The organism is Marinobacterium iners, from assembly GCF_017310015.1.
Lineage (GTDB): Bacteria > Pseudomonadota > Gammaproteobacteria > Pseudomonadales > Balneatricaceae > Marinobacterium > Marinobacterium iners.
In genome coordinates, this window is the sequence record NZ_CP022297.1 from 419,127 (window position 1) to 433,538 (window position 14,412).

16 protein-coding genes are annotated in these 14,412 nt (G+C 56.4%); 13 read left to right on the forward strand and 3 right to left on the reverse strand.

Annotation, left to right across the window (positions count from 1 at the left end):
- Positions 1–11: 11 nt before the first annotated feature.
- Positions 12–1,763, reverse strand: a complete 1,752-nt coding sequence (locus CFI10_RS02090) for a hypothetical protein (RefSeq protein ID WP_206838749.1) — start codon at positions 1,761–1,763, stop codon at positions 12–14.
- Positions 1,764–1,927: 164 nt separating this feature from the next.
- On the opposite strand from CFI10_RS02090, the gene CFI10_RS02095 reads away from it, so the two are divergent.
- The 13 genes from CFI10_RS02095 (at position 1,928) to lipA (ending at position 13,669) form a co-directional block, all read left to right on the forward strand.
- Positions 1,928–3,184 carry a glutamate-5-semialdehyde dehydrogenase gene (locus CFI10_RS02095; protein WP_206841844.1) on the forward strand — a complete coding sequence of 419 codons (1,257 nt, stop codon included), beginning with the start codon at positions 1,928–1,930 and terminating at the stop codon, positions 3,182–3,184.
- Positions 3,184–3,861, forward strand: coding sequence for a nicotinate-nucleotide adenylyltransferase (nadD, locus tag CFI10_RS02100; protein WP_206838751.1), 678 nt, complete (start codon positions 3,184–3,186; stop codon positions 3,859–3,861). The genes CFI10_RS02095 and nadD overlap by 1 nt, the downstream gene beginning before the upstream one ends.
- Positions 3,851–4,204, forward strand: coding sequence for a ribosome silencing factor (rsfS, locus tag CFI10_RS02105; protein WP_091822659.1), 354 nt, complete (start codon positions 3,851–3,853; stop codon positions 4,202–4,204). Before nadD ends, rsfS begins: the two co-directional genes overlap by 11 nt.
- Before the next feature lie 10 nt (positions 4,205–4,214).
- Positions 4,215–4,682, forward strand: a complete 468-nt coding sequence (rlmH, locus tag CFI10_RS02110) for a 23S rRNA (pseudouridine(1915)-N(3))-methyltransferase RlmH (RefSeq protein ID WP_206838753.1) — start codon at positions 4,215–4,217, stop codon at positions 4,680–4,682.
- A gap of 9 nt (positions 4,683–4,691) precedes the next feature.
- A complete protein-coding gene (mrdA, locus tag CFI10_RS02115; RefSeq protein ID WP_206838754.1) occupies positions 4,692–6,581 on the forward strand; it encodes a penicillin-binding protein 2 in 1,890 nt (629 codons plus the stop codon).
- The gene (gene rodA, locus CFI10_RS02120) at positions 6,578–7,720 is read left to right on the forward strand and encodes a rod shape-determining protein RodA (RefSeq protein ID WP_206838756.1); all 1,143 of its coding nucleotides are present in this window, start codon (positions 6,578–6,580) and stop codon (positions 7,718–7,720) included. The genes mrdA and rodA overlap by 4 nt, the downstream gene beginning before the upstream one ends.
- 12 nt (positions 7,721–7,732) lie before the next feature.
- On the forward strand, positions 7,733–8,731 hold the full coding sequence (gene mltB / locus CFI10_RS02125) for a lytic murein transglycosylase B (protein ID WP_206838759.1): 999 nt from the start codon (positions 7,733–7,735) through the stop codon (positions 8,729–8,731).
- Position 8,732: 1 nt separating this feature from the next.
- Positions 8,733–9,578 carry a septal ring lytic transglycosylase RlpA family protein gene (locus tag CFI10_RS02130; protein ID WP_206838761.1) on the forward strand — a complete coding sequence of 282 codons (846 nt, stop codon included), beginning with the start codon at positions 8,733–8,735 and terminating at the stop codon, positions 9,576–9,578.
- 78 nt (positions 9,579–9,656) lie between these two features.
- Positions 9,657–10,823, forward strand: coding sequence for a D-alanyl-D-alanine carboxypeptidase family protein (locus CFI10_RS02135; RefSeq protein WP_206838763.1), 1,167 nt, complete (start codon positions 9,657–9,659; stop codon positions 10,821–10,823).
- A gap of 70 nt (positions 10,824–10,893) precedes the next feature.
- The gene (locus CFI10_RS02140) at positions 10,894–11,760 is read left to right on the forward strand and encodes a D-amino acid aminotransferase (RefSeq protein WP_206838765.1); all 867 of its coding nucleotides are present in this window, start codon (positions 10,894–10,896) and stop codon (positions 11,758–11,760) included.
- The gene (locus CFI10_RS02145; RefSeq protein WP_206838767.1) at positions 11,757–12,032 is read left to right on the forward strand and encodes an HP0495 family protein; all 276 of its coding nucleotides are present in this window, start codon (positions 11,757–11,759) and stop codon (positions 12,030–12,032) included. Before CFI10_RS02140 ends, CFI10_RS02145 begins: the two co-directional genes overlap by 4 nt.
- Positions 12,032–12,685 carry a lipoyl(octanoyl) transferase LipB gene (gene lipB / locus CFI10_RS02150; protein WP_206838769.1) on the forward strand — a complete coding sequence of 218 codons (654 nt, stop codon included), beginning with the start codon at positions 12,032–12,034 and terminating at the stop codon, positions 12,683–12,685. The genes CFI10_RS02145 and lipB overlap by 1 nt, the downstream gene beginning before the upstream one ends.
- Positions 12,686–12,691: 6 nt before the next feature.
- Positions 12,692–13,669: a lipoyl synthase gene (lipA, locus tag CFI10_RS02155; RefSeq protein WP_091822633.1), complete on the forward strand. Its 978-nt coding sequence runs from the start codon at positions 12,692–12,694 to the stop codon at positions 13,667–13,669.
- A 76-nt stretch (positions 13,670–13,745) separates the two neighbouring features.
- Here the strand turns inward: lipA and CFI10_RS02160 are convergent, their stop codons facing one another.
- Both CFI10_RS02160 and CFI10_RS02165 read right to left on the reverse strand, forming a co-directional pair.
- Positions 13,746–14,051 (reverse strand): c-type cytochrome, encoded by a 306-nt coding sequence (locus CFI10_RS02160; RefSeq protein ID WP_206838771.1) that lies wholly within the window; start codon positions 14,049–14,051, stop codon positions 13,746–13,748.
- A 152-nt stretch (positions 14,052–14,203) separates the two neighbouring features.
- On the reverse strand, positions 14,204–14,407 hold the full coding sequence (locus CFI10_RS02165; protein WP_206838773.1) for a hypothetical protein: 204 nt from the start codon (positions 14,405–14,407) through the stop codon (positions 14,204–14,206).
- Between the last annotated feature and the right edge of the window lie 5 nt (positions 14,408–14,412).

The following is a 14,412-nucleotide window of genomic DNA, read 5'->3' on the forward strand; positions in this document are numbered from 1 at the left end:
AGCCAGCTTCCTCAGGAGGTCGGCTGGCTGTTCTGTGAGCCCTGCTGACGTTCGTTCAGTTTGCTCAACAGATGACGTGCCTGCTTTTCCAGCAGGGCCTGATAGGATTCGCTGACACTGAGAATCAGCACCTTGTCTTCATCCTCGCGGCGAATGTCCGCTTTCTGCAGCAGGCTTTCCTTCAACAGCGGTGCTTCGGTCAACGCCGTGTGGCTGATCAGCTCGTTGCTCTGCGTGGTGCGGGTGAGGAAGTGGGCCTCTTCCTGCATCCGTTCGATGCGATCGCGGGCGCCGCGCACCAGCCCCATGTGCAAGTTCATCACCGGTCGGAAGGCGCGAATTTGACTCTGGTTGTACTGCTTGTAGAGATGGGTGAACAACATGGCACAGCAGAGTGCGTTGACGCCATGGCTGTCCTTGTCATCCGCGTTGGTGAACAGTACACGCAGGTTGCCATCGCTCATCGGCTCGATGCTGCCGCTGTAGATGCGGGCTACGGAGTTGGCCAGGGTTCGGTAGTTTTTCAGCAGAGCATTACGCTCGTCATCCTCCACATTGTCGGAGTGGGCGCTTCGGGTGTCGATCAGCAGCAGGTAACCTGCCTCATCAGGGGTCAGCATCAGCTCCAGTTCGTGTTCGAAGCTGTACAGACCCAGTTGTTCCTCGTTGCTACCAAGTTTCAACGGGTTGGGATGCAAGGGGGTATACTCTTCCTCTTGTGCCGTGTGCTCCTCCAGCTCCATCTCATCGGTGTCGGGCACCATTGCCTCGTCACTGTCATCGGCCAGATCACTGATGTGCGGCACCTGAGGGATGAAGCTGGGCATGCGGGCATCATCCCGTTCCGGCTTAAGCAGTGACACCAGCTCATCTGTATCAAAGCTGGGCTCACGGCGGTCATCTAACGGATATGCAGCCTCCGGCTCGGTTTCCAGTTCCTGTTCAGGCTGGAGAGGGGCGGACTCAGCCACCATATCGCCCCGAGAGGTCTGATCCGGTTGTGCGGGAGAGGGTTCGGTTTTGGCTTCGGCTTCGGCTTCTGCTTGAACTGGAGCTGGCTGCCTCTTGACTGCAGAGTCTGTATTCTTTGACGCTGCCGGTGTTGGTGAACGGGGCTCCGTATCCGTGTTATCCATGTCGTCGAAGCTGAATGCTGGAATGGAATCGCGGGAAGCGGCAGGGGTCAGCTCACTGACCAGTTCACGGAAGTCGGGCTTGACTTCGGTCTGGTCCGAAACAGGCTGGCGGCGCAGGCTGAGGCCCAGCAGTAATGCAGTCAACAGCAGACTGCCACCCAGCAATAGTGCTGTTTCCAGTAGTTGTCGGTGCAGTAACTGCTCGAAGGGAGTCGGATTGGTCCAGTAGGTCAGCTGGCCAATGACTTCGTCCCCCTGCACCAGATCAAGGTTGTGGCCACGCCCCTGAGGTTGCCCCGCCAGCGCGATCAAGGTCTGGTCCGGAGCGGTCAGTCGCAGACCGCTGATCAGGGGTTGTGCCGCAAGTTCGTTGAACATGAAGTTCAGGCTGATACGGTCATCGGATAGTACCAGCGGCTGGATCAGGATGGCGCTGCTGCGGCCAAACATCATACCTACCTCATTGGCCTGCTGGCGTGCAAGGTCGCTGCTGCGCAGGTACTCGAGTACACCGCCCAAGGACAGGCTCAGCAGCAGAATAAGGGCGACTGAGAGCAATGCGCGCAGGGACAGCGTGCGAGGGCTGTGGTGAGTGTCGTCTTGTGGCTCCATGGGGGCTTCTTGCACCGGGTGACTGATAGCGAAAGATGGATGTCCGATGATAGCAACAATCATCTAAAGGTCACAGCAATACCCCTGCGGCATAAACCAGCTTTTTGCAGCACCAAAAGACCTTTTGTGTCACTGGCGTTATACTGTGCGGCTGACAATGTCCAAGCGGATAGACGATGATGGATGTAGCACAGTATATGACCCAACTCGGTGAACAGGCACGCGCGGCTTCACGTCTGATGGCCCGTGCTGACACCGACAGTAAGAACAAGGCTCTGCTGGCCATGGCTGAGGCGATTGATGCCCGCCGTGAAGCGCTGGTAGAGGCAAACCGTACCGATATGGAAAACGGTCGCGACAAAGGGCTGGATGACGCATTGCTGGACCGGCTTGAGCTTACTCCGGCCCGTATTGACGGCATGATCGAGGGGTTGCGCCAGGTCGCGGCGCTGCCGGACCCGATCGGCGCGATTCGCGACATGAGCTATCGCCCGTCCGGCATTCAGGTTGGCAAGATGCGCGTACCCCTGGGGGTTATCGGCATCATTTACGAGTCGCGTCCCAATGTGACCTGCGAGGCGGCAAGCCTGTGCCTGAAATCCGGTAACGCGGCGATTCTGCGCGGTGGGTCGGAAGCGATCCATTCCAATCAGGCGATTGCGACTTGCATCGCAGAAGGACTGAAAGCTGCTGGCTTGCCTCATGAAGCGGTACAGGTGGTCGAAACCACAGACCGTGAGGCCGTTGGTCGTCTGATTGCGATGCCTGAATATGTCGACGTCATCGTGCCACGTGGCGGCAAGGGCCTGATCGAACGGATCAGCAACGATGCCCGCGTGCCGGTGATCAAGCATCTGGACGGTATCTGCCATGTGTATATTGATGCCGAGGCCGACCGTACCAAAGCGCTGAATATCGCCATCAACGCCAAAACGCATCGCTATGGCACCTGCAACACCATGGAAACCCTGCTGGTTGACGCGGCCGTGGCCGGTGAGCTGCTTCCGGAGCTGGCGGAGCACTATGAGCAGCTGGGCGTTGAGTTGCGTGGCTGTGAGCGTACCCTTGCGCTGCTGCCGCGACTGAATGCGGCCACCGATGCTGACTGGGACACCGAGTACCTGGCGCCGATTCTGTCGATTCGGATTGTGGATGGCATGGATGAAGCGATTGCACACATCAATCGCCACAGTTCACAGCACACCGATGCCATTATCACCGAGAACTACACCAAGGCGCGTGCGTTCCTGCGCGAGGTTGATTCCAGCTCGGTGATGGTGAATGCATCGACCCGTTTTGCCGATGGTTTCGAATATGGTCTTGGCGCCGAGATCGGCATCTCCACGGACAAAATCCATGCGCGGGGTCCAGTGGGGCTGGAAGGGCTGACATCGGAAAAATACATCGTGCTGGGTGACGGTCAGGTTCGCAGCTGATGCCGCCGCTGGTGTTCATGGGTGGAACCTTCGACCCTGTTCACAATGGCCACTTGCGTACGGCGCTGGAACTGCAGCAGTGGCTTGAAGTCGAACAGGTCTGTCTGATCCCTTCCGGCGAGCCGGTACACCGTGATCGGCCCGGCTGCACAGCGCGTGAACGGCTTGAAATGGTGCAGTTGGCGGTGGCAGACGAACCGGCACTCTGTGCCGATGCGCGAGAAGTCGAAGCGGATGAGCCTTCATACTCACTGCTGACGCTGCAGTCATTGCGGCAGGAGCGCGGGCCCGGTTGCCCCATTGTCATGACCATGGGTATGGATGCCTTTCAGACGTTGGAGCGTTGGCACCGTTGGCAGGCGTTTCTGGATTATGCCCATATTCTGGTTATTGCACGGCCGGGCTATGTTGACAGTGATCTCAGCCCAGTGCTGCAGGCGCTGTTTCAGCAGCATCGAAGCCGTGATCATAAGGAGCTGCTTGGATTGCCCTCAGGGCGTATTCATATTCAGGAATTAACCCCGCTGGGGATATCCGCCACCCAGATCAGGCAGTTGATAGCGTCCGGACAGTCGCCGCGCTATCTGTTACCTGAGCCGGTGTGGCACTATATCAGCCAGCATGAACTTTATGGTTTTCACTCAAAAGAGAAGGTACAAAGCGCTAATGCAAACTGAGCAACTGCGTGAACTGGTGCACAGTGCACTGGAAGATATCAAGGCCCGTGACATCACTGAAATTGATGTGCGCGGCAAGTCCAGTGTGACCGATTACATGGTTATCGCCAGCGGCACTTCCAAGCGGCACGTGATGTCCGTGGCACAGGAGGTGCTCGACAAGGTCAAGGCGTCTGGTCTGCAACCCGTGGGCACCGAAGGCCAGGCGGTGGGTGACTGGATACTGGTGGATCTGGGCGATGTGATCGTACATGTGATGATGCCGGATGCACGCAGCTTCTATGACCTGGAACGTCTGTGGCGGTTTGATGCCGAAGACAGCGCAGAGCCTGTGCAGGAGTAAGCACTGAAGTATGCGTATTCGCCTGCTTGCCGTTGGTAACCGCATGCCTGCCTGGGTTGAGGAGGGCTATAACGAGTATGCCCGTCGCCTGCCGCCGGACTTCCAGCTGGAGTTGGTGGAGCTGACGCCGGGCCATCGAGGCAAGAATGCCGACATCGCCCGCGCCATTCGCAGTGAAGGTGATGCCATGCTCGCGGCCATCGGCAAGGGGGACCGGGTGGTGGCGCTGGATGTGAAAGGTCGCCCCTGGTCAACTCCACAGCTGGCCGAGCAGTCCGAACAGTGGCGCATGGACGGCCGCAATATCAGCCTGCTGATCGGTGGGCCTGATGGCCTTGATCCGCGAGCCCTTGCATTGGCCGATCAGAAGTGGTCGTTGTCTGCACTTACGTTGCCGCACCCGCTGGTGCGAGTGGTACTCGCTGAACAGCTCTACCGTGCCTGGACCATTCTCCAGGGCCACCCTTACCATAAATAGTGGCGCACCATGGCACCCTTTGAGCGCTTGAAGGACTATTCTCAGGAAAGCATCACCTTTACCAACCGGGCCGCTTTTGCCTTCGGCTGTGTACTGTTGTTGATGCTGATACTGATTGGGCGCGTCTACTATCTGCAGGTGATCGAGTTTGACCGCTATGCGGCCATATCCGAAAAAAATCGAGTGCAGCTACAGCCTGTTGCCCCTCGTCGAGGGCTTATCTATGATCGCAACGGGGTGCTGTTGGCCGATAACCAGCCCAACTTTTCGGTCACTCTGCTGAAAGAGGAAGTGCAGGATCTCGATACCACACTGGCTGAGCTGGCCGAGCTGATTGAATTGAGTGAACGTGATATCGAGCGTTTCGAGCAGCGTCTGCAACAGCGCCGGCGGCCGTTCGAAACGGTTCCGTTACGTTTTGGTTTGAGCGAAGACGAAATCGCCCGCATTTCACTGAATTATCATCGGCTCCCAGGTGTGCAGGTTGAAGCCGACCTGATTCGACGCTACCCCTACGGAGAATCCCTGGCGCATGCGCTGGGCTATGTAGGCAGGATAAACGAGCGTGAGTTGGGGCAAGTCGACCCGATCAACTATGCCGCCACACACTATATTGGCAAGCTGGGTATCGAGCGGTTCTATGAAGACCTTCTACACGGGCAAGTGGGTTTCCAGAAAGTAGAGACCAATGCTCGGGGGCGTATTTTGCGCGTGCTTGAACGTGAAGACCCGGTGCCGGGGCAGAATATACAGCTGAGTCTGGATCTGCGCCTGCAGCAGTTTTCCGAGTCTCTGTTAGAGGGACGGCGAGCTTCCATTGTGGCGATTGAGCCAGGCAGCGGCGAAATACTGGCACTGGTCAGTACACCGGGTTATGACCCCAACCTGTTCGTGACCGGCATCTCCAGTCGTGACTACAGCGCTTTGCGTGACTCTATTGATCTGCCATTGTTCAACCGTGCTTTGCGGGGCGGTTATCCACCGGGATCCACCATCAAGCCGGTCATCGCGCTGGCGGCACTGGAAACGGATACGATTACGCCAGAGAAAAGAATCTGGGACCCCGGCTTCTATCAGATCAATCAAAATGGTCGCCGCTATCGTGACTGGAAGCGTAGCGGGCATGGCTGGGTTAATCTCAATGATGCCATGGCTGAATCCTGCGATGTCTGGTTCTATGAGGTGGGTCACAAGATGGGCGTTGACCCAATGTCTGACTTCCTCGGTCGTTTCGGAGTGGGGGCAGATACCAGTCTGGATCTGCCGGAAGCCATCACATCCTTCCTGCCCTCAAGGGAGTGGAAAGAAAATGATCGTCGTTTGCCCTGGTACCCTGGTGACTCTATCAACCTGAGTATAGGGCAGGGCTTTCTGGTTATGACGCCACTGCAGCTGGCAACGACAGCCTCCGTGTTGGCCAACCGTGGGCGTTGGGTACAGCCGCACATGCTGCAGGGGCTGGTGCCGGAGTTGGGAGACACCCCGGTACCGTTTAATCCGATCTACCGACGCAAGCCAAAGCCGGCTGATGTTGTACTCAAGAATCCTGACCATTGGGATCACGTGATTGGTGGCATGGTGTCGGTCATGCATGGCGCAAAAGGTACTGCTCGCCGCTCCGCCCAAGGGGCGCAGTATCGTATCGCGGGCAAGACCGGTACGGCCCAGGTGGTTGGTATTGCGCAGGATGCGGAATACGATGCTGAAGCACTGGCAGAACGGCACCGTGACCATGCCCTGTTTATTGCGTTCGCGCCAGCGGATAATCCCCGCATAGCTGTGGCCGTCGTAGTCGAAAATGGGGGCGGCGGGTCGAGTACCGCAGCTCCCATTGCACGTGAAGTGATGGATGCCTGGCTCGTAGGCGATTACAACAATGACCTGCAGGTGAAACCATGAGTCATCGTGACTTTCAACGCACCATGCCAGGCAGCAACGTGCACCTTCAGCGGCCGGATGGACTCTGGCGCTATACCCACCTGGATGGTTGGCTGTTGCTGTTACTGCTGCTGCTGTGTGGGTTTGGTCTTTTTGTGCTCTACAGTGCCTCAGGGCAGGATTTTGGCTATGTGAATCGCCAGGCCGTCAGGATGGGTGCCGGCTTTGTGGTCATTCTGGTGTTGGCACAGATCCAGCCCAGAACCTATCGGTTTCTGGCTCCTCTGGCCTATATAGCCGGGGTTGGTTTGCTGCTGGGTGTGTTGTTCTTCGGTGTTGGTGCCAAGGGCGCGCAGCGCTGGCTGGAACTGCCGGGATTCCGCTTTCAGCCTTCAGAATTGATGAAGCTGGCGGTGCCTTTGATGGTTGCAGCCTGGTTAACGCGACAGCAGTTGCCGCCCACTTTCCGGCATCTGCTCAGTACGCTGGTACTGTTGGCAATCCCAACTGCTTTGATCATGAAACAGCCCGATCTTGGGACTTCATTGTTAATCGCGGCTTCAGGTGTGTTCGTTATTCTGCTTTCGGGTGTCTATTGGCGCTGGATTTTTATTGCCCTTGGGCTGGTTGGGGCTGCCTTGCCGGCGCTCTGGGCCATTATGAAAGACTATCAGCGTCAGCGGGTACTTACTTTCCTGGACCCTGAAAGTGATCCGCTGGGGGCAGGCTGGAACATTATCCAGTCCAAAACCGCCATTGGCTCCGGTGGCCTGCCGGGCAAGGGTTGGCTGCATGGCACCCAGTCACAGCTCGATTTTCTGCCGGAGTCGCATACCGACTTCATTATTGCGGTGATTGGTGAAGAGCTGGGAATGTCCGGCGTATTGATTCTGCTGGCGCTATACCTGTTGATCATTGCACGAGGGCTGATTATTGCGGTGCAGGCACAAGACAGCTTTGCTCGCCTGCTGGCCGGCAGTATTACGCTGACTTTTTTTGTATATGTGTTCGTGAATATCGGAATGGTGACCGGGTTGCTGCCGGTGGTGGGGGTACCCCTGCCAATGGTCAGTTACGGCGGGACCTCAATTGTGACGCTGATGGCGGGGTTTGGCATACTGATGTCCATCAGGACACACAGACAGATGCTGACCCGCTGAGGGAGAGATTGAATGCGCAAGAAGATCGGAACACTGCTGCTGGCAGGGCTGATGCTGGCCGGAGCAGGCACAGGTTATGCGGCTGACGGATATGACACTCATCCACTCGCCGACGACGTCGTAACCAGGCTCGCTGAACAGGGCTTTGATGCTGATGAAGTGCGTAAGGTACTGGCTGAAGCTCAGCGACAGGAGTCGATTCTGGAAGCCATTTCGCGCCCTGCGGAGCGCCGCCTGACCTGGGGTGAGTATCGCAAGATTTTTGTGGAACCGAACCGGATCAGTCAGGGAGTCAGCTTCTGGAATGAGCATGAAGATACCCTCAAGCGAGCAGAAGAAACCTACGGTGTCCCGGCGGAAATTATCGTTGCCATTATCGGTGTCGAGACTCGCTACGGCCGTATCATGGGGCGTTATCGAGTACTGGATGCCCTGGCGACACTCGGCTTTGATTACCCCAAACGGGCTGATTTCTTCAGGGGGCAGCTGATCGAGTTCATGCAGATGGTGCGTGAGGAAAATCTCGATCCCACTGAGCTGGTGGGTTCCTATGCCGGTGCCATGGGCTATGGCCAGTTCATCCCCTCGAGTTTCCGCAACTACGCTGTGGACTTCGATGCTGATGGCAAGCGCAATATCTGGAGCAACAAGGTCGATGCCATTGGCAGTGTCGCCAACTATTTTAATAAGCATGGCTGGAAGGCTGGTGAGCCGGTACGTTCCAACGTGGTCATGAATGAACCGGCTGACCCTCAATGGGTTAATGCTGGCCTTAAGCCCGAAGTCAGTCTGGCCGAGTGGGAGGCGCGAGGTGTCTCCACGCGACGTAACCTTGATCCGGAACAGAAGGCAACCCTGATGGAACTGACCATGGATGACGGTGAGCATTACTGGTTCGGGCTGCATAACTTTTATGTCATTACCCGCTATAACCATAGCCACCTCTATGCCATGGCGGTGTATGAGCTGAGTCAGGCGATTCGTGAAGCACGTGAATCACAGGGGCGTTGAGATGAAAAGGCTGATGTTGCCGCTGCTGGCAGTAGCACTGACCCTGGGCGGTTGCGCTTCCAAGGACAGCGGCAGCAGCAGTCGTTACAGTATGAAGCATGATCGTGGGCCTGATCAGGCGATCAGTATGGCTCATGTGCCGGATGCCGTGCCGCGCTACGAGCCGGTCAGCCGCTGGGGCAACAAAAGCCCCTATGAGGTGCTTGGCAAGCGCTACTACGTATTACCGAATGCCGAAGGTTATCGTGTGCGGGGCAATGCCTCGTGGTATGGCAAAAAATTCCATGGCCACACCACTTCGAACGGTGAAATATACGACATGTACCAGATGACAGCGGCGCACAAATCGCTGCCGTTACCCAGTTTTGTTCGAGTGACGAACCTCGACAATGGCCGTCAGGTGGTCGTGCGGGTTAACGACCGCGGCCCATTTCATGATGACCGGGTAATCGATCTGTCCTACGCGGCGGCCTACCGTCTGGACATGCTGCAGAAGGGCACGGCCCGAGTTGAAGTGGAGGCAATCATTCCAGGCAGTACCGGTGCCGTGCTGGCGCAGTCCAGAGAGGAGGAAGGGCGCAGCCTGGTCAGTGCTGATCAAGCTGCGATCACTGGACGCATGTTGCAGATCGCGGCATTCTCAACCGAGTCTGGTGCTCGGGATGTTGCGGAACGTCTGCGTGGTCTGCTGCAAGAGCCGGTTCAGATCAACCCGGTGCAGCGTGAAGCGCGAACCCTTTACCGGGTTCATCTGGGTCCACTGACTGGCAGTCATACACTGAGCTGGATTCTGGATCAGCTTAAGGCAGCGGGTTATCCGGGCGCACACTTGGTGGACTTGCCCTGAACCGGCGGGTAGAGTTGAACCTTTGTACGGGCAGCGGGTCACTGCTGCAAGACTTCACTTCCACGATGTAACGAGACTATGGCGCAACGACTCACTCTTCAACACTTCTTCGCTCTTTCTGTCCTGCTGATGCTGGTGGCGAGCACAGCCCAGGCGGTTTCAGCCCTGATTCCGGCTCCACCCCAGATTGCAGCGCGTGCCTATCTGGTGATGGATGCCGATACGGGACATGTCATCGCCGCGGACCGTGAAGATGAGCGCTTCCCGCCCGCCAGTCTGACCAAAATGATGACCAGCTATGTGGTCGAATACGAGATTGCCAAGGGCAATATTGCACTTGAAGACATGGTTCTGGTGAGTGAAAAGGCCTGGCGTACTGGTGGCTCACGCATGTTTATCCAGGAAGGAACGCAGGTCAGCGTGGATGATCTGCTGCACGGCGTTATTATCCAGTCAGGCAACGATGCCTCAGTTGCATTGGCCGAGCATATTGCCGGCAGCGAGCGGGCATTTGCTGACTTGATGAACCAGCATGCGCGCCTGCTGGGGATGGAAAACACCCATTTCGAGAATGCCACTGGCCTGCCGGCAGAAGACCATTATTCAACGGCGATCGATTTGGCAAAACTGGGCAAGGCCCTGATTAACGAATTCCCCCAGCACTACGCTCTCTATTCACAAAAGTACTTTACCTATAACAATATACGTCAGCCCAACCGCAACAAGCTGCTGTGGCGTGATGACAGCGTAGATGGCATCAAAACCGGTCATACTGACGAAGCTGGCTACTGTCTGGTGGCCTCGGCCGAACGTGATGATATGCGCCTGATCTCAGTGGTAATGGGTAGCAGCAGTGAAGAGGTAAGGGCACAGGAGAGCCAGAAGCTGCTGTCTTACGGTTTCCGTTACTACCGAACCCACGCGCTGTACGAAGCGGGTCAGGTGCTGCGTGACGAAAAAGTCTGGGCCGGCAGCCGCGACCAGATTCGACTTGGCGTGGCCGAAAACCTGGCCGTGACCGTTCCGCGAGGCCAGACCGACCAGCTCGAAGCCAGTATTGAACTGGATAAGGTGATCAAGGCCCCGGTGGCCAGCGGTGATGTGTTGGGGCAGGTTCAGATAACTCTTCAGGGAGAACGCGTGGCATCGGTTCCCCTGGTTGCGCTGGAAGCCGTTCCTGAAGGTGGGCTGTTCAAGCGTATCTGGCACGCGATACTGCTTTTCTTCATTGGCCTGATCGGCTAAAAATCAGACAAAAACCTTGAATCCGGTTTATGCTGCCCACATCTACTACTGACGTGGGCAGTTGCGTTTTATGAATAAAGATATCGTCTACCTCAACGGTGAATACCTGCCGGCGGATCAGGCACAGATCTCTGTGTTTGATCGCGGCTTTCTGTTTGCTGACAGTGTGTATGAAGTGATCCCTTACTATCAGGGGGTTGGCTTTCGCCTGCAGCAACATTTAGATCGTCTTGCCTACAGCCTGCGTGCCATCCGAATCGAAACAGAGTATGACTGGGCGGCTATTTTGGATGAGCTTGTCAGTCGGAACGGAGGCGGTAACCTCTCGGTCTATCTACAGATCAGCCGAGGCAGTGCCGGTTACCGTACCCACGCCTATGACGACCGGATGCAACCAACCGTGTTTGCCTGCTGCTCTCCGATCCGCGACATCTATGCAGATGGCCCGGAGCAGGTTCAGGGCTTCAAGGTGATCGTGACTGCTGACCTGCGCTGGCATCGCTGTGATATCAAGTCCACCGGTCTGCTGCCCAATATTCTGGTACTGCAGCAGGCACGAGAAGCAGGCGCTGATGAAGCTTTGCTGGTACGTGATGGTCTGTTGAGTGAGGGTACCTCCTGCAACCTGTTTCTGGTACGTCAGGGCGTGATCTATACGCCCAAACGCAGTTCGGAAATTCTGGGTGGTACCACGCGGGAACTTATTCTGGAACTGGCGGCCGAGAATGGCATCCCCTATCAGGAAGTTGATTTACGACCGGATGAACTGGCTGGTGCGGATGAGGTCTGGATTTCCAGCTCCACTCGTGGCGTTGTGCCGGTGTTGGAGATTGATGGATGCCCCGTTGCCGATGGCGCCAAGGGCCCGCTGTGGCAGCGCATGTTTACCCTGTTTACCCGTTTCCAACACCGGTTGATGACCGGAGAGAGCTCATGAGTACAGAACCCAAAGCACCCAAAATTGAATTTCCTCACCCCGACTATCCGATCAAGGTGATTGGTGACAATGCGCACGACTTCAAGGGAATGGTGGTTGAAATCGTGCAAGTCCATGCACCGGATCTGGATATTGAACAGGTCACCGTTCAGGAAAGCGGCAACGGCAACTACAGCTCGGTGCGTATGAGAATTACCGCGACCAGCAAGGAACAGCTGGAAAATCTGCATCAGGATCTCAAAGCGACCGGCCGTGTGAAGATGGTGCTCTGATGACGTTAGCTGACCAGCTGATTGTGCGTGAGCTGGGGCTTCAGCCCTATGCCCCTATCTGGCAGCGGATGCAAACGTTCACCAACAATCGTACAGCGGACAGTCGCGACGAGATCTGGTTGCTTCAGCATGAACCGGTCTTCACACAAGGGCAGGCAGGTAAGGCAGAGCATCTGATTAACCCCGGCAGCATACCTGTGGTACAGGTGGATCGCGGTGGTCAGGTAACCTACCACGGCCCCGGCCAGCTCATCGCTTACCTCTTGCTGGACCTGCGTCGACGCAAGTTGGGAGTACGTGATCTGGTCGATATTATTGAGCAGTCAATCGTGGCCGTGTTGGCTGACTACGGTATCAATGCCTACCCGAAACCGGATGCGCCGGGCGTATATGTCGATGAGCGCAAGATCTGCTCGCTTGGACTCCGTATCCGCAGGGGTTGCTCGTTTCACGGCCTGGCACTTAACCTGAACATGGATCTGGAGCCTTTTCTGCGCATAAACCCCTGCGGTTACGCGGGGCTTGAAATGACTCAGGTGCAGACCCTGGTGCCCGACGCCGATCTGGCGCAACTGCCCAATAACCTAGTAAATTACTTGGTTAAAAAATTGGGGTATAATCAGATCACCCGCACACCAATACTGGAAGACTGAATCAGAATGGCTGAATCCACCGAAAAAAACAGCGGTAGAGTCGAGCAGGGCGTCAAACTGCGTGGCGCTGAAAAGGTTGCTCGTATCCCGGTCAAGGTGATCCCGACCGAGAAGGAGGAGATGCAGCGCAAGCCGGACTGGCTGCGGGTTCGCATGGGCTCCAATGCTGAAGTTAAGCGGATCAAGGACAAGCTGCGCAAGCACAAGCTGGCGTCTGTCTGTGAAGAGGCCAGTTGCCCCAATCTGGGTGAATGTTTTAGTCATGGCACAGCGACTTTCATGATCATGGGCGATATCTGTACCCGTCGTTGCCCATTTTGTGATGTGGCCCATGGTCGTCCCAACGCACTGGCACCGGAAGAGCCGCGTGAGCTGGCCGAAGCGATTGCCGATATGGGACTGCGCTATGTGGTGATCACTTCGGTGGACCGTGACGATCTGCGTGATGGTGGCGCCCAGCATTTTGCCGATTGCATCCGTGAGACCCGTCAGCGTATTCCGTCGATACAGATTGAGACGCTGGTGCCTGATTTCCGTGGTCGCATGGACGTGGCACTGGAAATTCTCGAACAGACCCCGCCTGATGTGTTTAACCACAACCTGGAAACCGTTCCTCGCCTGTACCGTAAGGTACGGCCGGGGGCTGACTATCAGTGGTCACTGGATCTGCTCAAGCGCTACAAGGCACTGCGACCTGAAGTGCGGACCAAATCCGGCCTGATGGTGGGCTGTGGCGAAACCAATGACGAGATCATCGAAGTGATGCGTGATCTGCGAGCACATGACGTTGACATGATTACCATCGGTCAGTACTTGCAGCCAAGTCGTAACCATCTGGCGCTGGAGCGTTATGTGACGCCTGACGAATTTGCTGAATTTGAGCGGATTGCGAAGGAGCTGGGCTTTACCCATGTGGCGAGCGGCCCGTTGGTACGCTCTTCCTACCATGCGGATCTGCAAGCCAAGGGTGAACGTGTAAGCTGAAGGCTCTGTGTCCCGCGGTGATAAAAGCAAAAGAGGAGGCATAGAGCCTCCTCTTGCGTTTCAGCACATGCCTGAATTACTTGGCAGCGTCCAGCATATACTGGATGGCGGACTTCATTTCCTCATCCGAGCAATCCATGCAGGTGCCCTTGGGCGGCATGGCGTTAATGCCGGTCAGAGAAGTTGCCAGCAGTGCATCAATACCTTTCTCGGCACGGGGTGCCCAAGCGGCAGCATCACCGAACTTCGGAGCACCGGCAACACCTGTAGCGTGGCATACGGAGCACTTGGTTTTGTAGAGTTCTTCACCGCTGCGCTCGGCCATGGCGGCAGTCGAGGACAGCGTCAGGGCCGCGGCAGCGACCAGCAGAGTTTTTTTCATTGCAGGCTTCCTTTGTTATGGCCGGCAGCAAGGGCCGGAGTATAAAAAACCGTCAGAGTGTAGAGCGGCCTTTGACCTGTTGTAAATAGCGCAAAGGTCGTTAATCCCGGCTTAATATCAGTGTTTACGCATGGAAGCCCCAACTGGATTTGTCAGTGTCGGCCAAGGCGCATGGCAAACTCGGCCTGGCCCTGCAGCAGCCGGTCATGACGTCGGCTGTGTTCCTGCAAATGGTGTTCGTGGATGGCCTGTTCCAGTACTTCATGCGGAACGGTCACTAGATTGCGGACATCATCGATTGAGTAGCCGCGGTTTAGTAGCTGTTTCAGCTGTGCTGTCAGGTGAATGGTGTTCATGCTTT